The organism is Sandaracinus amylolyticus, assembly GCF_000737325.1.
GTDB classification, from domain to species: Bacteria; Myxococcota_A; Polyangia; order Polyangiales; family Sandaracinaceae; genus Sandaracinus; species Sandaracinus amylolyticus.
This window is the reverse complement of the sequence record NZ_CP011125.1, coordinates 5959038-5977452: the sequence shown is the minus strand read 5'-3', so window position 1 is coordinate 5977452 and position 18415 is coordinate 5959038. Positions and strand designations below refer to the sequence as shown.

General features: G+C 72.8%; 14 protein-coding genes. 10 read left to right on the top strand and 4 right to left on the bottom strand.

Annotated elements, in window-relative coordinates; genetic code table 11:
• The first annotated feature begins 92 nt into the window (after positions 1–92).
• Entirely contained in the window at positions 93–1751 is a 1659-nt protein-coding gene (locus DB32_RS25155; RefSeq protein WP_157069374.1) for a serine/threonine-protein kinase, read from the top strand.
• A 434-nt stretch (positions 1752–2185) separates the two neighbouring features.
• Here the strand turns inward: DB32_RS25155 and DB32_RS25150 are convergent, their stop codons facing one another.
• Positions 2186–3430: a sodium:proton antiporter gene (locus tag DB32_RS25150; RefSeq protein ID WP_053235182.1), complete on the bottom strand. Its 1245-nt coding sequence runs from the start codon at positions 3428–3430 to the stop codon at positions 2186–2188.
• Between the two features lie 581 nt (positions 3431–4011).
• Positions 4012–7203 (bottom strand): MopE-related protein, encoded by a 3192-nt coding sequence (locus DB32_RS25140; protein ID WP_053235180.1) that lies wholly within the window; start codon positions 7201–7203, stop codon positions 4012–4014.
• A gap of 71 nt (positions 7204–7274) precedes the next feature.
• Between DB32_RS25140 and DB32_RS25135 the strand changes: the two genes are divergently transcribed.
• Positions 7275–7466, top strand: coding sequence for a hypothetical protein (locus DB32_RS25135; RefSeq protein WP_053235179.1), 192 nt, complete (start codon positions 7275–7277; stop codon positions 7464–7466).
• A 2-nt stretch (positions 7467–7468) separates the two neighbouring features.
• A complete protein-coding gene (locus tag DB32_RS25130; RefSeq protein WP_053235178.1) occupies positions 7469–9952 on the top strand; it encodes an endonuclease MutS2 in 2484 nt (827 codons plus the stop codon).
• 59 nt (positions 9953–10011) lie between these two features.
• Here DB32_RS25130 and DB32_RS25125 read toward each other — a convergent pair whose 3' ends face one another.
• Positions 10012–10419, bottom strand: coding sequence for a response regulator (locus tag DB32_RS25125; protein WP_053235177.1), 408 nt, complete (start codon positions 10417–10419; stop codon positions 10012–10014).
• A 118-nt stretch (positions 10420–10537) separates the two neighbouring features.
• On the opposite strand from DB32_RS25125, the gene DB32_RS25120 reads away from it, so the two are divergent.
• The 6 genes from DB32_RS25120 (at position 10538) to DB32_RS25095 (ending at position 15921) form a co-directional block, all read left to right on the top strand.
• Positions 10538–12097 carry an ATP-binding protein gene (locus tag DB32_RS25120; RefSeq protein WP_053235176.1) on the top strand — a complete coding sequence of 520 codons (1560 nt, stop codon included), beginning with the start codon at positions 10538–10540 and terminating at the stop codon, positions 12095–12097.
• Positions 12094–12531 carry a response regulator gene (locus DB32_RS25115; protein ID WP_053235175.1) on the top strand — a complete coding sequence of 146 codons (438 nt, stop codon included), beginning with the start codon at positions 12094–12096 and terminating at the stop codon, positions 12529–12531. Before DB32_RS25120 ends, DB32_RS25115 begins: the two co-directional genes overlap by 4 nt.
• Complete coding sequence (locus DB32_RS25110; protein WP_053235174.1) at positions 12528–12893, top strand: hypothetical protein; 366 nt, start codon at positions 12528–12530, stop codon at positions 12891–12893. Before DB32_RS25115 ends, DB32_RS25110 begins: the two co-directional genes overlap by 4 nt.
• The gene (locus tag DB32_RS25105; protein WP_053235173.1) at positions 12890–14590 is read left to right on the top strand and encodes a sigma-54-dependent transcriptional regulator; all 1701 of its coding nucleotides are present in this window, start codon (positions 12890–12892) and stop codon (positions 14588–14590) included. Before DB32_RS25110 ends, DB32_RS25105 begins: the two co-directional genes overlap by 4 nt.
• A 139-nt stretch (positions 14591–14729) precedes the next feature.
• A complete protein-coding gene (locus DB32_RS25100; protein WP_053235172.1) occupies positions 14730–15446 on the top strand; it encodes a hypothetical protein in 717 nt (238 codons plus the stop codon).
• 124 nt (positions 15447–15570) lie between these two features.
• Positions 15571–15921, top strand: a complete 351-nt coding sequence (locus DB32_RS25095; RefSeq protein WP_053235171.1) for a c-type cytochrome — start codon at positions 15571–15573, stop codon at positions 15919–15921.
• A 147-nt stretch (positions 15922–16068) separates the two neighbouring features.
• Here DB32_RS25095 and DB32_RS25090 read toward each other — a convergent pair whose 3' ends face one another.
• Positions 16069–17082 (bottom strand): hypothetical protein, encoded by a 1014-nt coding sequence (locus tag DB32_RS25090; protein ID WP_157069372.1) that lies wholly within the window; start codon positions 17080–17082, stop codon positions 16069–16071.
• Here DB32_RS25090 and DB32_RS25085 point away from each other — a divergent pair.
• The gene (locus DB32_RS25085) at positions 17057–18391 is read left to right on the top strand and encodes a flavin-containing monooxygenase (RefSeq protein WP_053235169.1); all 1335 of its coding nucleotides are present in this window, start codon (positions 17057–17059) and stop codon (positions 18389–18391) included. The two genes, DB32_RS25090 and DB32_RS25085, sit on opposite strands and share 26 nt — an antisense overlap.
• The last annotated feature ends 24 nt before the right edge of the window (positions 18392–18415 follow it).

Below are 18415 nucleotides of genomic sequence, written 5' to 3'. Positions count from 1 at the left end.
TTCACACGATCGACCCAGGTGTCTCGATTGACCCGCCGCGCGGAACGGGTGTAGCGTCGCCTCGCTCACCGAGGGATCCGCTCGTGGCCGTGATGAAGATCTGCCCCGCCTGCAAGACCGAGTTCCAGGGGGGCGAGGTCTTCTGCCCGAACGACGGAGCGCGGCTCCAGACGCCCTCGCAGCTCGCCGTGCCGCCGCTCGACGCGAGCGACGTGATGGTCGGACAGATCCTCGACGATCGCTACCGCATCCTGCGCCGCATCGGCGAGGGCGGCATGGGCATCGTCTACGAGGCCGAGCACGTCATCATCGAGAAGCGCGTCGCGCTCAAGGTGCTGCGCGACGACTTCAGCTCGCGCCCCGAGGTCGTGCAGCGCTTCCGGCAGGAGGCCAAGAGCGCCTCGAAGATCGGCAACGCGCACATCGTCGACATCTCGGACTTCGGCGAGACGCCCGCCGGCGCGATCTACTTCGTGATGGAGCTGCTCGAGGGCGAAGACCTCGCGAACGTGCTCCAGCGCGACTCGACCATCCCGCTCCATCGCGCGGCGGACATCCTCTCGCAGTGCTGCGTCGCGCTCGGCGCCGCGCACGCGAAGGGCATCGTCCACCGCGACATGAAGCCCGAGAACGTCTTCCTCGTCACCCGCGACGGCCGCCCCGACTTCGTGAAGATCGTCGACTTCGGCATCGCGAAGATGAGCGACATCGAGACCCAGGGCGCGCCGGGTCGGAAGCTCACGAAGACCGGCATGATCTTCGGCACGCCCGAGTACATGTCGCCCGAGCAGGCCGCGGGGAAAGAGCTCGATCACCGCGTCGACGTCTACGCGCTCGGCGTGATCTTCTTCGAGATGCTGACGGGACGCGTGCCCTTCGTGGGCGACACGTTCATGGGCATCCTGACGCAGCACATGTTCGAAGAGCCGCCGCGCATGACGGCGGTGAACCCGAGCGTGAGCGTCGACCCGTCGGTCGAGGGCTTCATCGATCGCGCGCTCGCGAAGGATCCCGCGCATCGCTTCCAGACGTGCGAGGAGATGCGCGACGCGCTCTCGCGCGCGCTCGGCGGCGAGGACGTGCGGGGCGGCACGTTCGTCGGCTACGGCGAGCCGGTGAAGTACAAGCCGAAGGGCGCGCGCGCGGTGTCGCCCCAGGCCGTCACGCAGGAGCTCCCCGCCGCGGGCGGCAAGCGCGGCGGGCTCGGCTTGGCGATCGGGATCGGCGCGGGCATCGGCATCGCGACGGTCGCGGGCGTCGGGCTGTGGCTGATGGGCGGCGGCGCGGAGGCGAACGGCGCGACGACGCCGGTCGCCGAGCCGCCGCGCGGATCGCCCGAGGTCGTCCCGAGCGCGACCGACGCGGGCCACGCGGAGGCGACGATCGACGCAGGCGCGAGCGAGGTCGCGACGACGCCGAGCGAGCCCGACGCGGGACCCTCGGCGATCGCGGTGCGCGTCGTGACGCGCCCCGAGGGCGCGCGGGTGTGGGTGGTGGGCCGCGGCGACGTCTGCCAGGAGACGCCGTGCACCTTCGAGACGGCGCCCGGCGAGACGATCACGGTGCGCGCGCGCCAGGGCCGCAGCGAGGGCGAGATCGAGCTCACGCCGGAGGGCGCGACCGAGCTCACGATCCCGCTCCGCGCGGCCCGCGCCGCCGGCGGCGGCGGCCGCACGAAGCAAGACGACGGCGCCGGCAGCGGCGGCCACGGCGACCTGAAGATCCCCGACGTCTTCCGCCGCCCGCGCTGACCGTTCCGCCCGCCTGCGCGGATCACGCTCGAGCGACGACGCGCGCGTCGTTCCCGAACACCACGACATCAGGTCGACCGCGCTCTCCAATCCCGCGCGAAGCGCGCACACGCGCGTAGCGCGGTGCTACGCGCGAGCGTCCGGGCCGCGGCGAAGCGCGGACCGGCCGCGAGCCATCGACACCTCAGCCAGCGAGGCGGCAGACCCCGCGTACCGGGCGTGAGGGGATGGGTCCGGCGGCCTCGTGCGACGGGGGCCTCCGAGGCCGACCACGGACTGACGACAGCATCGCGGCAGAGCGCGAAGCGCGCGCCGCGATGCGCCCACCGCGTCCCGACGCTCACGGCCGCGCGTGAGGCAGCCCGCGAGCACCCGGCTGCCGGACCCATCCCCTCACGCCATCCACCGAGAGCTCACCGCTCTTCCGAGCGCCCTCACCAGGCCAGCCACATCGCGATCAGCACGTACAACGGAACCAGCACCGCGATCGCCTGCAGCGCATACCCGAAGAAGAGCGGCATCCGGTAGCCCGACTCCTCGGCGATCGCCTTCACCATGAAGTTCGGGCCGTTCCCGATGTACGTGTTCGCGCCCATGAAGACCGCGCCCAGCGAGATCGCGGTCAGGAACGTCGCGGGCACGCCGACCACGTCCGCCGGGAGCTGAAGCGCCTGCGCGGCGCTGAGGAACGTCAGGTACGTCGGCGCGTTGTCGAGCACCGACGACAGCGCGCCGGTGACCACGAAGAATTGCCACGGCGCCCCGAGGCCGAGCTCGTCGCCGCGCGCCTCGAGCAGCGCGAGCGCCGGCACCATCGTCACGAAGATCCCCGCGAAGAGGATCGCGACCTCGAGGATCGGCGCCCACGTGAAGCCGTTCGCGGTGCGCGCCTCGCGCGGCGCGGCGCGCAGGCTCAGCAGCGCCATCCCGACCATCACGATCTCGCGCCACGGCGACGGCAGGAACACCGCCGCGATCACGCCCGCGAGGTACACGACGTTGATCGCGCCGCCCACCCGCACCGGCACCGCCTCGGCGCGATCTCGCGCGAGGGTGTCGCGCGTCTCGAGCGCGTACGCGCGGCGATCGACGACCCAGAAGAGCGCGACGAGGTACCCGACCGCGAGCACCCAGTACGGCGCGAGCCCCAGCGTCCAGGTGAACGGCACGCCGCGCAGGTAGCCGAGGAAGAGCGGCGGATCGCCGAGCGGCGTGAGCAGCCCGCCGCAGTTCGACACGATCAGGATGAAGAAGAAGGGGACGTGCGTGTTGTTCTTCCGCTGCTTGTTGGTGCGCAGCAGCGTGCGGATCAGCAGCATGCTCGCGCCGGTCGTGCCGACGAAGTTCGCGAGCACCGCGCCGAGCGCGAGCAGCCCCGCGTTGCGGCCCGGCGTGCCCTCGAGATCGCCGCTCACGTGGATGCCGCCCGCGATCACGTAGAGCGATCCCAGCAGCACGAGGAACGAGACGTACTCGAGCATGCTGTGCGCGAGCGCGTGCGAGTCGACGAACAGCAGCCACAGCGCGATCGGCAGCGACACCGCGGCCGTGTAGATCGCGCGGTTGCGGTTCGACTCCCACCAGTGCGAGAGCGCGAGGGGCAGCACCGCGATCCCGCCGAGCATCAGCGCGAACGGGATCACCGACCAGAGCGGAGTGGACGCGCCGAGACCGTGCATCGCAGCCGCGTTCTAGCGGATCACGAGCGCGAGCACGATCCGGGAGCGATCCGGCCGTCGCGCGCTGCGATCGTCGTCGAGATCGCACGGCGTCGTGCCGAGACTCCGAGCCGGATCGGGCTCGCGAGGTGCGCGAACGCCCCGGAGCCGCAGTGATCGATCGCGATCTCGACGCGGATCGACGTCACGTTCGTGCGATCTCGATCGAGAGTCGACGAGATCGACGTCGGCGGACCTCCGGAGATCGCAGTTTTCTCGGGCAAACCGGCCGATCTCGAGGGACGTCACCATTCTTGGGGTTCGCGGTGGTGATCGGGTGGGGTCCTCGGTGGTGATCCGATGGGGTCCGATCCCAACGATGGTGACGTCCTCGGTGGTCGTCCGACCAGCGCCGTTCCCAACGATGGTGACGTCGGCGGTGGTCGCGCGAGGGGTCGGACCTGGTGCGTGGTCCAGGTCGAGCTGGTGGGTGGTCCAGGTCGAGCCGGTGCGTGGTCCAGGTCGACCTGGTGCGTGGTCCGGATCGACCTGGTGAGCCCACGGGATCGACGTCGCGGTGCGGTGAGATCCGGGCCGCGTGATCACATCATCGTGCAGGCGCCGCCGGTGCAGGTCTGACCGGCGTTGCAGGGCGGGCCGTCGCCGCACTGGCAGTCGCCGTCGACGCACGAGTCGGCGCGCATCGCGTCGCAGGGGCTGTTGCACGCGCCGCAGTGCGCGAGCGACGACGAGGTGTCGGTCTCGCAGCCCGCGGCCGTCGTGCAGTCGTCGAAGTCCGCGTCGCAGCTGCACGTGCTGCCGCTGCAGCCCGCGTTCGGGCCGCAGTCGTTGCCGCACATGCCGCAGTGCGCGTCGGTGGTGCGGAGGTCGGTCTCGCAGCCCGCGGTCGCGGTGCAGTCGCCGAAGCTCGGCGTGCAGCTGCAGTTGCTGCCGACGCAGTCGGAGCCCGGTCCGCACGCGTTGCCGCACATGCCGCAGTGCGCGTCGTTGGTGCGGAGATCGGTCTCGCACCCTGCCGCCGCGGTGCAGTCGCCGAAGTTGGCGGCGCAGCCGCACGCGCTGCCGGCGCACGTGGAGTTCGGACCGCAGTCGTTGCCGCAGCCGCCGCAGCTCGTCGGGGTGATGCGCAGGTCGGTCTCGCACCCTGCGGCCGCGGTGCAGTTGCCGAAGCTCGGCGCGCACACGCAGCCGCTGCCGACGCAGCTCGCGTTCGGGCCGCAGTTGTTGCCGCACATGCCGCAGTGCGCGGCGGTGGTGCGGAGGTCGGTCTCGCACCCCGCGACCGCGCTGCAGTCGCCGAAGCTCGGCGCGCACATGCACGCGCCGCCGGCGCACGTCGCGTTGGGGCCGCAGTCGTTGCCGCAGCGGCCGCAGTGCGCGGCGGTGGTGCGGAGATCGGTCTCGCAGCCCGCGCTCGCGTTGCAGTCGCCGAAGCTGGGGAGGCAGACGCAGCTGCGCGCGCTGCACGTCTGGTTGGCGCTGCACGCGATGCCGCAGCCGCCGCAGTTCGAGACCGAGGTGCGGAGGTCGGTCTCGCACCCGAGCGTCGCGGCGCTGCAGTCGCCGAAGTTGGTGTCGCACGCGCACCCGCCGCTCGAGCACGTCGCGTTGGTGCCGCACTCGTTGCCGCACCCGCCGCAGTGGAGCTCGTCGCTGCGGGTGTCGACCTCGCATCCGTTGCTGTCGACGCCGTCGCAGTTGGCGCGGGCCGCGGTGCAGCTGCCGGTCTGGCAGGTGCTGTCGACGCACACCGCGCTCGCGCCGGCGCGCATGCAGACGTTGCGGCACGCGCCGCAGTGGCTCGAGTCGGTGCGGGTGTCGACCTCGCAGCCGGTCGCGGGGTTCGCGTCGCAGTCGGCGAAGCCGGCGTCGCAGGTGCAGCGGCCGGCGACGCAGCTCGAGCTCACGCCGCAGACGTTGCCGCAGACGCCGCAGTTGTTCTCGTCGGTCTGGGTGTCGACGCAGCCCGCGCCGCAGCACGTCGCGCCGCTGTCGCAGGGGCGGCCGAGCGTGCCGCACGAGCACGACCCGTCGACGCAGCGATCGGACGCGTCGTCGCAGGCGAGGCCGCAGAAGCCGCAGTTGTCGACGTCGGTCTGGAGATCGCGGCAGCCCGCGCCGCTGCAGCACGTGGTGCCGCTGGTGCACGCGCCGAGCGCGCCGCCCTGCGAGCTGCAGTCGCACACGCCGCCGATGCACACGTCCGCGACGACGTCGCCGCCGGGCACGTTGCACGCGACGCGGCAGCCGCCGCAGTGGAAGACGCTCGTGAGGAAGTCGGTGACGCACGCGCCGGTGCCCGCGCACGTCGGGCCGAGGCGCGCGTCGCCGAGCACGCAGCCGCTCGGGCCGTAGGGCAGGCCCGCGACCGGGGTGCCGAGCACCTCGTTGGTGGTGCCGTCGCAGTCGTCGTCGAGCGTGTTGCAGACCTCGGCCTGGCCCGGCGCCTGCGCTGCGTCGTCCGGGCCGCAGTCGGCGGGCGGGACGTACTGATCGGCGTCGGTGTCGCCGCCCGCGCAGTCGACGTCGGCGATGCAGCTCTGCGCGATGCCGTCGCCGCAGCGCTCGGGCGCGCCGGGGTAGATGCTCGCGCTGGTGTCGTCGCAGTCGGCGCCGCCGGCGGCGAGCGACGCGAAGCCGTCGAGATCGGCGTCGCCCGAGGGGCACGCGGAGTCGGTGCCGTTCTGGTCCTCGTCGAGCCCGTTGCCGCAGAAGTCGATCGCGCCGGGGTGGATGCCGGCGTCGCAGTCGTCGCAGTCGCAGTCGGTGCGCGCGCAGCCCGCGCCGGGGGCGACGTCGGTGCACGCGGGCGAGCCGTCGCGGTCGAGATCGTCGTCGGTGCAGTCGGGCGCGTCGTCGACGAACCCGTTGCAGTCCTCGTCGCGCGCGACGGCGTCCGGATCGTCGCGCGGGGTGCACACCTCGACCGCGCCCGGGAAGATCTCGGGGTCGGTGTCGTCGCAGTCGGGCGAGCCGCCGGTCTCGCGATCGGCCTCGAAGCCGTCGCCGTCCTGATCGCAGATGCCGTCGCGGCCGTCGCAGTCCTGGTCGACGCCGTCGCGACAGATCTCGGTCGCGCCCGGGTTGATCTCGCGGACGCCGTCCTCGCAGTCGCAGGTGCCGGGCGCGTCGGCCGCGCTGCAGGAGCGCCAGTCGTCGCGGTCGCGGTCCTCGCACTCGGCGTCGCGGCCGTCGCAGTCCTGATCGACGTCGTCGCGGCAGAGCTCGGGCGCGCCGGGGTGGATCGTGGCGTCCGCGTCGTCGCAGTCGGCGCCCTCGGAGGCGTCGCACGCGAAGTCGCACGACGTGGTGCGGCCTTCTTCGCCGGGGTCGCGGCAGGTCGCGCCGGGATCGACGGGGAACGCGTCGCCGTCGGCGTCGAGGTCCGCGCCGATCGGACCGACGAGCAGCACGGTGTCGCGCACGACGCCGCCCGCGTCGTAGCAGCGCGTGGCGACGAAGCGCTGGGTCGCGTCTCGCCCGGTCGCGACGACGTGCACGAGCGCGCGCATCGGGCCCGGCAGCGGCACTGCGATGCGCACCGGCTCGCCGGTCTGGATGTCCTCGGCGCTGCGGCGCACCGGGCGCGGGCTGGTGCGCGTGGGCGGGCGCTCGCCCGAGAGATCGATGACCGTGACCTGCAGCGTCTCGACGTCGCCCTGGGAGCGGGCCTCGATCAGCACCGCGTGCTCGGGCTGGGCGCAGCCCGGCAGTGTTGCGGCGGTGCAGACGAGGATCGAAGCGAAGAGCGCGCGCGCGCGACCTGGCGACACGCGAGCATCGTATCAGAACCGGCTCTCGCGCACGGTGGCCGCAGCTCTGCGCCCATGACAGATTCGCCGCGGTGACGTTCGGTTACGTCGGATACGTCTGGGCCATCCTGGGCTGCGCGTCGGTCGTGCTGTTCCTCTCGGCGATCGGCATCGGGCTCTATGTGATCGGCAAGCGCGCGGAGCGCCGCGGTCCTCGCACCGTGGTGCGCTCGCTCTCCGGACGCGACGATTCTTCCAATCCTCCCTCGAACGCCACGCGGTGACCATGGAGACGATCGAGACGCACTCGACGCGATCGAGTGCGGAGGCCGGCGATCTCGGCCTCGCGAAGACGTTGCGCGACCTGCAGTGGTCGCGCGTGGTGGAGGCGGTCGCGGCGCGCTGCGCGGGGCCGCTCGGCGCCCGGCTGACCTCGCTCGCGCTCGCGCCCGATCTCGCGACCGCGCGGGTGTCGATGGAGGAGACGCGCGAGGCGCTCGCGCTGCGCAACGACGGCGAGCCGCTGCCGCTGAGCGGGATCCGCGACGTGCGGTCGAGCCTCGATCGGGTGGCGCGCGCGGGCTCGCTCGAGGGGATCGCGCTGCGCGATCTGCGGGTGACGCTGGGCGCGGCGCGCACGCTGCGGCTCTTCCTGGCGCGGCGGCGGGATCGCGCGCCCGCGCTGGTCGCGGCGTGCCCGATCGATCCGACGCTCGACTCGCTCGAGGAGGAGATCGGCGCGGCGATCGAGGCCGACGGGACGGTGAGCGATCACGCGTCGCCCGAGCTGCGCCGGCTGCGTCAGGAGGTCGCGAACCTCCGCGCGAAGATCATCGCGCGCCTCGAGCAGATGCTGATCGAGCACGGCGACGTCGTGCAGGATCGCTTCCACACGATCCGCGACGGCCGCTACGTGCTGCCGATGCGCACCGACGCGCACGACAAGATCCCAGGCATCGTGCACGGCACGAGCGGCAGCGGCGCGACGGTGTTCATCGAGCCGCGCTCGCTGATCGAGCAGCAGAACCGGCTGACGCTCGCGCTCGGCGAGATGGAGGCCGAGGAGGCGCGCATCCTCGCGCAGCTGAGCGAGCTGGTGCGAGAGCGCCTGCCCGAGCTGCGCGCGGCGGTGGACGCGCTCGATCGCGCGGATCTGCGGAGCGCGTCGGCGCGGCTCGCGGAGGACCTGAAGGCGCGGGTGCCGGACCTGGTGCCCGAGGCGCGCATCGACGTGAAGGACGCGCGGCATCCGCTCTTGATCCTCGAGGGGATCGACGTGGTGCCGAACGATCTCGCGCTCGCCGCGGGGAACGCGCTGGTGCTCTCGGGGCCGAACGCGGGCGGCAAGACGGTCGCGCTCAAGCTGATGGGCGTGTTCGCGCTGATGGTGCGCGCGGGACTGCCGGTGCCGGCGCAGGAGGGCGCGGTCGTCGGGTTCTTCGATCCGGTGCTCAGCGACGTCGGCGACGAGCAGTCGATCGAGAAGAACCTCAGCACGTTCTCGGCGCACGTGCGGCGCCTCGCGACGATCCTCGACGAGGCGGGACCGCACGCGCTGGTGCTGCTCGACGAGGTCGCGACGGGCACCGATCCCGGCGAGGGCGCGGCGCTCGCGTGCGCGGTGGTGGACTCACTGTGCCGGCGCGGCGCGGCGCTCGCGGTGACGACGCACTACGAGCCGCTCAAGGCGATGGCGCTGAGCGATGCGCGGCTGCGCAACGCGTCGGTGGGCTTCGACGTGGCGCGCATGGCGCCGACGTTCCACGTGCGGATGGACGTGCCGGGCGCGTCGAGCGCGCTCGCGGTGGCGCAGCGCTTCGGGCTCGATCGTGTGGTGATCGAGCGCGCGAAGGAGATGCTCCCCGAGCAGGCGCGCACGTTCGACGCGCTGGTGCGGCGGCTCGAGCAGCAGCACGACGAGGTCTCGAGGGAGCGCGAGGCGCTCGCGCTCGAGCGTCGCGCGCTCGAGAGCGAGCGGACGCGCGTGCAGGACGAGCTGCGCAAGCTGAAGGAGCGCGAGGAGCGGAAGCTGACCGACGAGGGCCAGCGCCTGCTCAAGATGATCCGCGAGACGCGTGACGAGGTGCGCTCCGCGCGCACGGCGATGCGCAAGAAGGAAGGCGATCAGGCGCTCGTCGAGGAGGCGCGCAAGGCGGTCGAGCGCGCGGCGCTGCGCACGCGCGAGGGCGATCTCGCGGGGGCGATCGCGCCCGAGGCCGCGCCCGAGGAGCGCGGAGCGCCCGCGACGGCGGGCGCGCTCGGGCCCGGCGTGCGCGTGTGGGTCCCGCGGCTTCGCGCGGAGCTCGAGATCGTCGAGGGGCCGACCCGCGGCCGCGTGCGCGTCGCGTCGGGCGCGGTGAAGCTCTGGGCGAACGTCGACGAAGTGCGCGTGCTGGGCGCGGACGGCGGCGGCGAGGGCGCGGCGAGCAAGGCCGCCGAGCCGGCGAAGACCGAGAAGCGTCGCGAGACGCCGACCCCTGCGCACGCACCGCCGCCCGCGGCGGAGCCGATCGCGGTGCGCACCGACTCGAACACGCTCGATCTCCGTGGTCTGCGCGTCGACGAGGCGCTCGGGCTGGCGGAGTCGTTCCTCGATCGCCTCTACGGGAGCGGCGAGAAGATCGGCTTCCTGGTGCACGGCGTCGGCACTGGCGCGCTGCGCGATGCGGTGCGCGACTACCTGCGCGGCGCGACGCGCTACGTGAAGCGATGGCGCCCGGGGGAGAGCGACGAGGGCGGCGATCGCGTGACCGTGGTGCAGATCGCCTGACCCGAGCGCGCGCCCGGCGACGTCGGCCGGGCGCGCTACCGATCGAGCCGCATCGGAGCTCAGCTCTCGGCGACGTCTCGCACGAGCGCTTGCAGCTCCTCGAGGCGGAACGGCTTCTCCACGCGCGGGTTGGGCACGCGATCGAGGAACGCGCGCGCCTCCGGCGTGTACGCCCCGCCCGTCATGAAGATCATGCGGGCGGCGACGTCGGGCAGGGTGCCCGAGAGCCAGTCGTGAAGGTCCATCCCCGAGACGTCGCGCATCGCGAGGTCGCAGAGGATCGCATCGAAGCTCGCGTCGCGCTCGAGCCGCTCGCGTGCTGCGGATCCCGACGTGACCACGTCCACGTCGTGCTCGTCGCCGAGCAGGATCTGAAGCGTCCGCGCGAGGTGCGGCTCGTCGTCGACGATCAGGAGACGCCGACGGCGCCCCTGCCGAGCGGGCTTCTCGGTCGAGATGCTCGCCATGTCCATTTTACCCCCCACTCCCGCCCCCCCGGGCAGAGGGGCAGCCTAGCAACATGAGGGCGCAAAATTCAATCGCCCTTCGCTCACGCTCGATCGCTTCCCAAGCGATCACACGCTGATGCACTCTCGATCGGCGATGCGCTCGCGCGCCGCGTCTCTCGTGCTCGTCGCCATCATGGGGATGGTCGCGTGCGATCGACAGACGTGGCGTGACGCCCCGCGCGCGTGGTCCGACGCGCAAGAGCGATGGCACACGCAGCGCGATCCCGACGCGTGGCGCGCGTGGGACGCGATCGATCGGGCGACGCCCGAGGGACGCGAGGCGCACCGACTGCTCGCCGAGGCGGACGCGCTCTATCGCGAGGGGATCGCGCGCGTCGACGAGGGCGATCCCGACGCGCGGCGATCGTTCGAGGACGCGCTCTTGCTCGCGCCGATGGATCCGCGGCTGAACCTTCCGCTCGCGCGCGCGTTCCGGCGGCGCGCCGATCTGGACCCCGAGAACCCGCACCTCTTCATCCGCGCGGCGTTCACGTACCGGAAGTTCTTGCTGCTCGTGCCCGACGATCCCGACGCGGCGATCGCGCGCCGCGAGCTCGAGCAGCTCGACCCAGAGGCCGCGGCCTGGCTCGACGCGCTGGGGCCCGAGCCGCAAGCGACGAGCACGACGAGCGGCGCGGATGCCGCGTCGTGGCTCGCGCTCACGTCGCTGGTGCTCGCGCTGATCGCGCTCGTGCTCCTGGTGCTGCGGCCGAGCCGTCGGATGCGGTCGCTCGAAGAGCTCGCGTCGTCGCGCCCCGAGCTGCATCCGGCGATCGCGTACCTCGTGTCGGGCCTGCGGCACGAGCTGCTCAAGCATCGCATCGGCGCGGTCGCGAGCGCGGTGGAGGCGCTCGCGGAGGGGCGCGCGAGCGTGCCGCAGCGCGAGTTCGTGAGCGGTCGGCTCTTCGGCGGCGAGCCGCTGCGCGATGCGTGGGACGGGCACCTGCGCGCGTTCGAGCGAGCGCTCGGGCCGGAGCTCGATCTGCATCGGCGCGATCGCGAATTCGCGCGCGCCGGTAAGGCGATCGTCGCGATCGCGAAGCTGGAGGGCGCGCTGCGCGCGGGCGATGCGAGGGCGATGGCGAAGCTGCGCCGCGCGCACGAGGAGCTGCGCGCGCTCGATCGGCGGCTCGCCACGCTCGTCGCGAAGCTGGTGCGCACGAAGGTCGACGCAGGGTTGTTGCGAGACGTCGTCGACGAGGTGCGCAAGGAGTACGCGCCGTCGCGCGTGGCGCTCGACGCACTCGCGATCGAAGCGCCCGATCCCGCGCCGGCGATCGAGGTGTTCCGGGTCGATCTCGTGCTCGTGCTGAAGAACGTGGTGCGCAACGCGATCCTCGCGGTGGGTCGGAGCGATGCGCCGCGTCGCATCCGGCTCGACGTGCGCACCGAGCTCGAGCCGACGGGCGAGGAGAACGTCGTGGTGCGGGTGCACGACACGAGCCCCGACGCGCTGACGACCGAGGCGATCTACGAGCGACGCGTGGGCAGCGGGCTCGGGCTCGTGACCGCGGCGCTGAGCCGATACGATGGCGCGATCGTGGTCGAGCCGGGTGAGACGGGCTGGTCGAAGGCGGTCGCGCTGCGCTTCTTTCGTGTGTACGACGAGCCCTCGTCGCGCGCGGAGGCCGCGTGAAGATCCTGCTGATCGAAGACGGGCAGGAGTACGAGGAGTTCGCGCGGCTCTTCCTGGCCGATGCGTGCGATATCGCGGCGGCGCACTCCGCGTCCGAAGCGCTGTCGCGCGCGGCGGAGACGCGCTTCGACGCGTTCCTCGTCGATCTGCGGTTCGAGCGCGCGCCGCAGGAGGCGCTCGTCGGCGATCTCGAGGACACGGCGCGCCGCCTGTTCGGCGGTGATCGCGCGCGTGCGCTGCGGTGGCTGAAGGATCAGCAGGGCACGCTGGTGCTCGCGGAGCTGCGACGCGCCGGTCACGCGCAGCCCGCGCTCTTCGTGCACGACTTCCCGGCGCAGCGGCTCGCGAACCTGCGTCGTCTCTACGGCGACGTGCGCGCGGTGCCCGGCTTCGACGCGGCGGCGATCCGCGAGGCGCTCGGAGTCGCGCGATGAGCGAGGCGCGACGGCTCGCCGCGACGCTGCTGCACGACGTCGGCAAGTACGTCGCGCGCACCGCGCGCAACCTTCGCGACGGGCAGATGATCGACGGGCTCTTCGCGTCGATGTTGTTGCGCGACGTGTACGAGACGTACCGCGGGGCGCGTGCATCGGCGCGCTTCGAGGAGCTCGCGCGGCCGCTCGCGGCGATCGCGCCCGACGCGCGGCTCGACGACGTGCGCACGCGCCTTCGTGCGATCGACGCGCGCGAGGCCGACGCGCGCGCCGGGGACGCGGCTGCGCTGAGCGCGATCGCCCGCGACGCGCGCGCGATCGAGGAGACGCTGCGCGCGATCGCGCGCGAACGGACGTCATGAGCGCCACCCGCCCCAAGCTGCTCGTCATCGACGACGGGGATCGTTACGTCGAGCTCGCCCACGCGCTCTTGCGCGACTACGACTACGCGACGCGCTGCGATCAGCCCGGGCCTTGCTGGGACTGCGCGCGTCGCACCGGGTGCACGCTGACGCACGCGCACGACGCGCGCGAGGCCGAGGAAGCGCTCGCGCGACACCGCGACGTCGACGTCGTGCTGCTCGACGTCGCGTTCGACGTGCCCGAGGAACGCTTGCTCCCGTCCGACGAGCCGGACCTCGAGCGTCGGCGGCGCCTCCAGGGCATCGACATCCTCGCGCACCTGCGGCGCGCGCGCGGCGAGCTGCCCGTCGTGCTGATGACGTCGGAGGAGGAGATCGCGTTCGAGGACGCGGCGGAGGCGCTCTCGGTCGACGAGTTCGCGACGCTCGCGGGAGAAGCGGCGTACGACGCGCGCGCTCTCTCGCTGCTCGTGGAGCGCGTGCTCGCGCGACGTCGCGACTCGCCGGAAGCGGGCGGGTACACGTGGGGCGGCGCCGCGACGATGGCGCGCCTGCGCCGCGATGCGCTCGCCCTCGCGCGCACGTCGCTGCCGATGTTGATCCTCGGCGAGACCGGCACCGGCAAGAGCGCGCTCGCGGAGCGCGTCATCCATCCTGCGACGCGGCGCACGGGGCCCTTCGTCGCGGTCGACCTCGCGGCGATCCCCGAGACGCTGATCGCGTCGGAGCTCTTCGGCACGACACGCGGTGCGTTCAGCGGCGCGGTCGATCGTCGCGGTCGCTTCGAGGAGGCGAGCGGCGGCACGCTCTTCCTCGACGAGATCGGGAACCTGCCGCCCGAGGCGCAGCGCATGTTGCTCCTCGCGCTGCAGGACGGACGCATCACGCGGCTCGGTGAGACCGCGCCACGCGCGGTCGACGTGAAGCTGATCGCGGCGACGAACGCGGACCTGCGCGCGAAGGTGACGAGCGGCGCGTTCCGCGCCGATCTCTACGCGCGCCTGAACCCCGCGGCGCGCCTCGTGGTGCCGCCGCTGCGCGAGCGGCTCGAGGATCTCGAGGAGCTCGCGCACGTCTTCGTGCGTCGCAAGCTCGCGGCGGGCGCCGATCGCGCGCTGCTCGCGGAGTACATGGAGGTCGCCGGGATCCGCGGGGCGCCGCACGCCGAGCTCCAGATCGCGCGTCGCGCGGCGCCGAGGCCGCCGTCGCGCGGCGTGGGGTTCGTGCTCGCGCGCTCGAGCCTCGACGAGCTGATGCGGCATGCGTGGCCGGGGAACGTGCGCGAGCTCGAGCTGCTGGTCGCGAGCGCGGTCGTGTTCGCGCTCTCCGACGCGCTCGAGGCCGCGCGCGAAGGACGCGGCGCGAGCGGCGAGCCGGCGCGCACGATCCCGATCCCCGCGAAGCTGATCCGCGAGCTGCTCGGCGCGCTCGCGCCCGACGAGACGCCGAGCGGGAAGGGACCTCGCGTGGCCGCGGCCTTCGACGTGCGCCCCGGCGCGACGCTGCACGAGGTCGCGCGGAGCCTCGAGGCGCAGCTCTACGAGCGGCTCTTCGTGGAGACGAAGGGCGACTTCGACGCGATGGCCAAGCGGCTGCTCGCGGGTCGCGATCCGAGCGGCGCGCGGCGGGTGCGGCTGCGCTTCAACCAGCTCGGGCTCCGGGCGCGGAAGCCCGTCGGGCGCGGTCGCAAATCGTAGAATCATCGCTCTGCGATTCATAGAGTCGTTGGCTCGGTCGGGCGCGAATCGCAGGAAATCTCGCGGTTGTCGCGATGGCTCGGAGGCTGCTGAAGAGGTCCGCCAGAGCGCGTGCTGCGGCACGGCGCGGGAGGCGGCGATGGCGACGAGCGAGAACAGCGTGATGGTGGCCCTCTCGGAGCTCCGACAGCTCGAGTCGGAGCGCCTCGAGGCGCAGCGTCGCGAGGCGGACGAGCGACGTCGCGCCGAGGAGGCGAACGCTGCCGCTGCCGCGCGCCGCGAGATCGAGGCGCGCGAGGCCGCGGAGGCGGAGCGAGCGCGCGAGCGGGTGCGCATCGAGGTCGAGGCGCGGCTGCGCGTCGAGGCCGAGGCCGCGCGTGATCGATCGCTCGACACGCTGCGCGCGCAGATCGCGGCGGTGCAGTCGGAGCGCGAGGCGATGCGCGGCGAGCTCGAGGCGCGCATCGCGAGCGCGGAGTCGTCGCCGGCCTCGCGCCGCGGACCGTGGGCGCTCGCGTTCGGGCTCTCGAGCGTCGTCGCCGCGGCGCTCGCGGGCGTGCTCGTCGTCCAGGCGAGCGCGCCACCGCCGAGCGCGCCGCCGACGATCGTGGAGCGCGTCGTGGTCGCGGCGCCGGAGCCCGAGCCGCAGGTCGAGCCGAGCGCCGCGGCGGAGATCGTCGAGGCCGCGCCGTCGCCTGCCGTCGAGGTCGCGCAGCCGGTCCGTCGGCGGCGGGATCGTGATCGCGATCGGGTGCGGGAGGAGCCGCGCGATCTCTCGCACGACCTCGGCCTCGAGGAGGACGGCGACGAGGTGCTGAGCGATCGCTTCCTGCGCGATGCGACGCGCCCTCGCTGACGAGGCGCACGGAGCGCTCCGCGCTCTTCGTCGATGCTCCGAAAAACCCGTGGTTCGCCTTTGGATCCGAGCGTGCGGATCGTCTACGCTGGCCGCGATCCACGGAGGGCGAATGCGCAGACTGATGACGGTGATGGGACTCGTGCTCGCGGTGGGCTGCGGCGGTGGCGGCGGTGGCGCTGCGGCCGGCGGCGAGGAAGCGGGCGGTGGCGAGGCGACGGCGGGCGGCGAGTACGCCGGCGGCGTCACATCGACCGACGTCGCGCTCGGTCAGGAGAAGTACCAGTCGCGCTGCGCCGGCTGCCACGAGGGCGAGGCGCCGCGGCTCGAGAACATCCACTGGACGCCGGAGCGCATGCGGCGTCAGATCCGCGAGGGCTCGGGCCAGATGGCCGCGATCCCCGAGCACCGCCTGAGCGCCGACGACATGGAAGCGGTCATCGCGTACCTGAACACGATCGGCGCGGTGGACTGAGCTTCCCCGGGGGGCTGCGCGCCCCCCTGTCGACCGCCGAGCTGCGCGCGGGCCCCCACCCGCTTGCGCTTCTCGCGACACGGCCACTCGAAAGAGCCCCGTCGATCGCCGATCGACGGGGCTTCCTCGTCTTCGCTCTCTCGCGCGTCAGCGGTAGGGTGACTCGAGCGGATGCTCGAGGCCGTGCACGAGCGGCGATGCGGGGCCCGGACACGACGCGGCGAGACGCTCGGCGCGCGCGCGCGCCTCGGCGTCGAGCTCGCGCAGCAGCGCCCTCGCGCCGTGGGGCTCGCCTCGGCCCGCGAGGACGTGCGCGCGGGCGAGCGCGATCATCGCGCGATCGAGCGGGCTCGCGAGCACGCCGGTGATCCGGCTGATGCCGATCAGCGCACGTCGCGTGTGGCCGTCGACCGCGTCGAGCAGCGCCCAGACCGCGCGCGCCGTCGAGACCTCGGGCGCGCCGAGCGGTGCACGGCCGAGGGCACGGGCCGTGAACTCTCGTGCGCGCGCCATCTCGCCGCGCTCGATCGCGAGCAGTGCGAGGGCCAGCGAGATGCGCGCGGCCTCGCGAGGCGCGAGCAGCGTGCGCGGCAGTCGCTCGAGCGCCTGCTCCGCCTCGCGCGTGCGGCCCATCGCGTCGAGCGCGCGCGCGATCGCGAGCGTGTGATCGACGCGCAGCGCGCTCGCGCCGCGACGTGCTTCCAGCACGCCGAGCCACTCGCGCGCGTCGCGCACGCCGTCGTCGCGCCGCGCGGGATCGCGCATCGCGTCGAGCACGTGCTCGAGCCGCTGCTCGTCACGACGTGCGGCCCAGACCATCAACAAGAGCGCCGCGTCGAACCCCGCGAGCACCAGCAGCGCGACGCCGTACGAGACGAGCATCGGCGGCAGCGCGAGCGCGTGCAGGAAGATCGCCGCGCGCACGTACGCGGCGAGAGCCTGCGCGCTCCGGTCGGGGTCGTGGATCGCGGCGCGCAGCATGAGCGCGCCGACGACGGGAGCCCAGAGCACGAACAGCAGCACCCACTCCACGATCACGATGCTGGACCCGGCGACCGCGCGTCGCAAGCGGCCTCGTCGCGAGGTGGGGGTCTCGTGTACCTTAAACGCCCACGAATCGAGGCATTCGAGAGCGATGAGCCTGCCCCGTACCTGCATCATCGGCGCCGGGTCCTCCGGCATCGCGACCGCGAAGGTGCTGCACCAGCGTGGTCTTCCCTTCGACTGCTACGAGAAGAGCGACCGCGTCGGCGGCAACTGGGTCCATCACAACAAGAACGGGATGAGCGCCTGCTATCGCGGGCTCTACATCAACACGAGCAAGGGCCGGATGGCGTACTCGGACTTCCCGATGCCCGCCGACTATCCGGACTTTCCCCATCACTCGCAGATCGCCGCGTACTTCGATCGCTACGTCGATCACTTCGGGTTCCGTGGCTCGATCCGCTTCGAGACCGCGGTCGAGCGCGCGGTGCGGCGCGCCGACGGGCGCTTCGACGTGACGCTCTCGAGCGGAGAGACGAAGACGTACGACGCGCTCGCGGTCGCGAACGGGCACCACTGGGATCCGCGCTGGCCCGAGCCCGCGTTCCCCGGGCACTTCGACGGAGTGCAGATGCACGCGCACGAGTACGACGAGCCCGACGCGTGGAAGGGCCAGAACGTGCTGGTGCTCGGCATGGGCAACAGCGCGATGGACATCGCGGTGGAGGCCTCGTACGTCGCGAAGAAGACGTTCCTCGCGTCGCGCCGCGGCGCGTGGATCGTGCCGAAGCACATGTTCGGCAGGCCGCTCGACACGATCATCACCGACGCGCGCGTGCCGTTCCGGATCCGGCGCCGCATCGGCGAGACGCTGCTCGCGATGACCGCGGGATCGCCCACGAATTACGGGCTCCCGATGCCCGATCACCGGTTCGGATCGGCCCATCCGACGATCAGCGGGCGCATCCTCGATCGGCTCGCGCACGGCGCGATCGAGTACCGGCCGAACATCGAGCGGCTCGAGGGCGAGCGGGTGCGCTTCGTCGACGGACGCGTCGAGGACGTCGACGTGATCGTCTACTGCACCGGCTACAAGGTGACGTTCCCGTTCTTCGATCCGTCGTTCGTGTCGGCGCGCGACAACGACCTGCCGCTCTTCCGGCGCGTGTTCCACCCGGCGTACCCGAACCTGTTCTTCGTCGGACTGCTGCAGCCGCTCGGCGCGATCATGCCGCTCGCCGAGGTGCAGTCGGCGTGGATCGCCGACTACCTGCTGGGCGAGTACGCGCTTCCGTCGCGATCCGAGATGGAGCGCGACGTCGCGCACGAGCGCGAGGCGATGTTCGATCGGTACGTCGCGTCACCGCGCCACACGATGCAGGTCGACTTCGACGACTACTTGCTGCACCTCGACGCGGAGCGCGCGCGAGGGCGACGGCGGGCGCGCGATCTGCGCGCCGAAGGGCGGTTCGCGGCGGCGCGCTGAGTTGGAAGCGCGTCGGCGCGCGCC

What these genes read in the sequence shown, in the direction of transcription:
- DB32_RS25155 (WP_157069374.1), top strand. Translation starts at nt 93, where the DNA reads ATGAAGATCTGCCCCGCCTGCAAGACCGAGTTCCAGGGGGGCGAGGTC.
- DB32_RS25150 (WP_053235182.1), bottom strand. Translation starts at nt 3,430, where the DNA reads ATGCACGGTCTCGGCGCGTCCACTCCGCTCTGGTCGGTGATCCCGTTC.
- DB32_RS25130 (WP_053235178.1), top strand. Translation starts at nt 7,469, where the DNA reads ATGGAGACGATCGAGACGCACTCGACGCGATCGAGTGCGGAGGCCGGC.
- DB32_RS25125 (WP_053235177.1), bottom strand. Translation starts at nt 10,419, where the DNA reads ATGGCGAGCATCTCGACCGAGAAGCCCGCTCGGCAGGGGCGCCGTCGG.
- DB32_RS25120 (WP_053235176.1), top strand. Translation starts at nt 10,538, where the DNA reads ATGCACTCTCGATCGGCGATGCGCTCGCGCGCCGCGTCTCTCGTGCTC.
- DB32_RS25110 (WP_053235174.1), top strand. Translation starts at nt 12,528, where the DNA reads ATGAGCGAGGCGCGACGGCTCGCCGCGACGCTGCTGCACGACGTCGGC.
- DB32_RS25105 (WP_053235173.1), top strand. Translation starts at nt 12,890, where the DNA reads ATGAGCGCCACCCGCCCCAAGCTGCTCGTCATCGACGACGGGGATCGT.
- DB32_RS25100 (WP_053235172.1), top strand. Translation starts at nt 14,730, where the DNA reads ATGGCGACGAGCGAGAACAGCGTGATGGTGGCCCTCTCGGAGCTCCGA.
- DB32_RS25095 (WP_053235171.1), top strand. Translation starts at nt 15,571, where the DNA reads ATGACGGTGATGGGACTCGTGCTCGCGGTGGGCTGCGGCGGTGGCGGC.
- DB32_RS25085 (WP_053235169.1), top strand. Translation starts at nt 17,057, where the DNA reads ATGAGCCTGCCCCGTACCTGCATCATCGGCGCCGGGTCCTCCGGCATC.
- DB32_RS25090 (WP_157069372.1), bottom strand. Translation starts at nt 17,082, where the DNA reads ATGATGCAGGTACGGGGCAGGCTCATCGCTCTCGAATGCCTCGATTCG.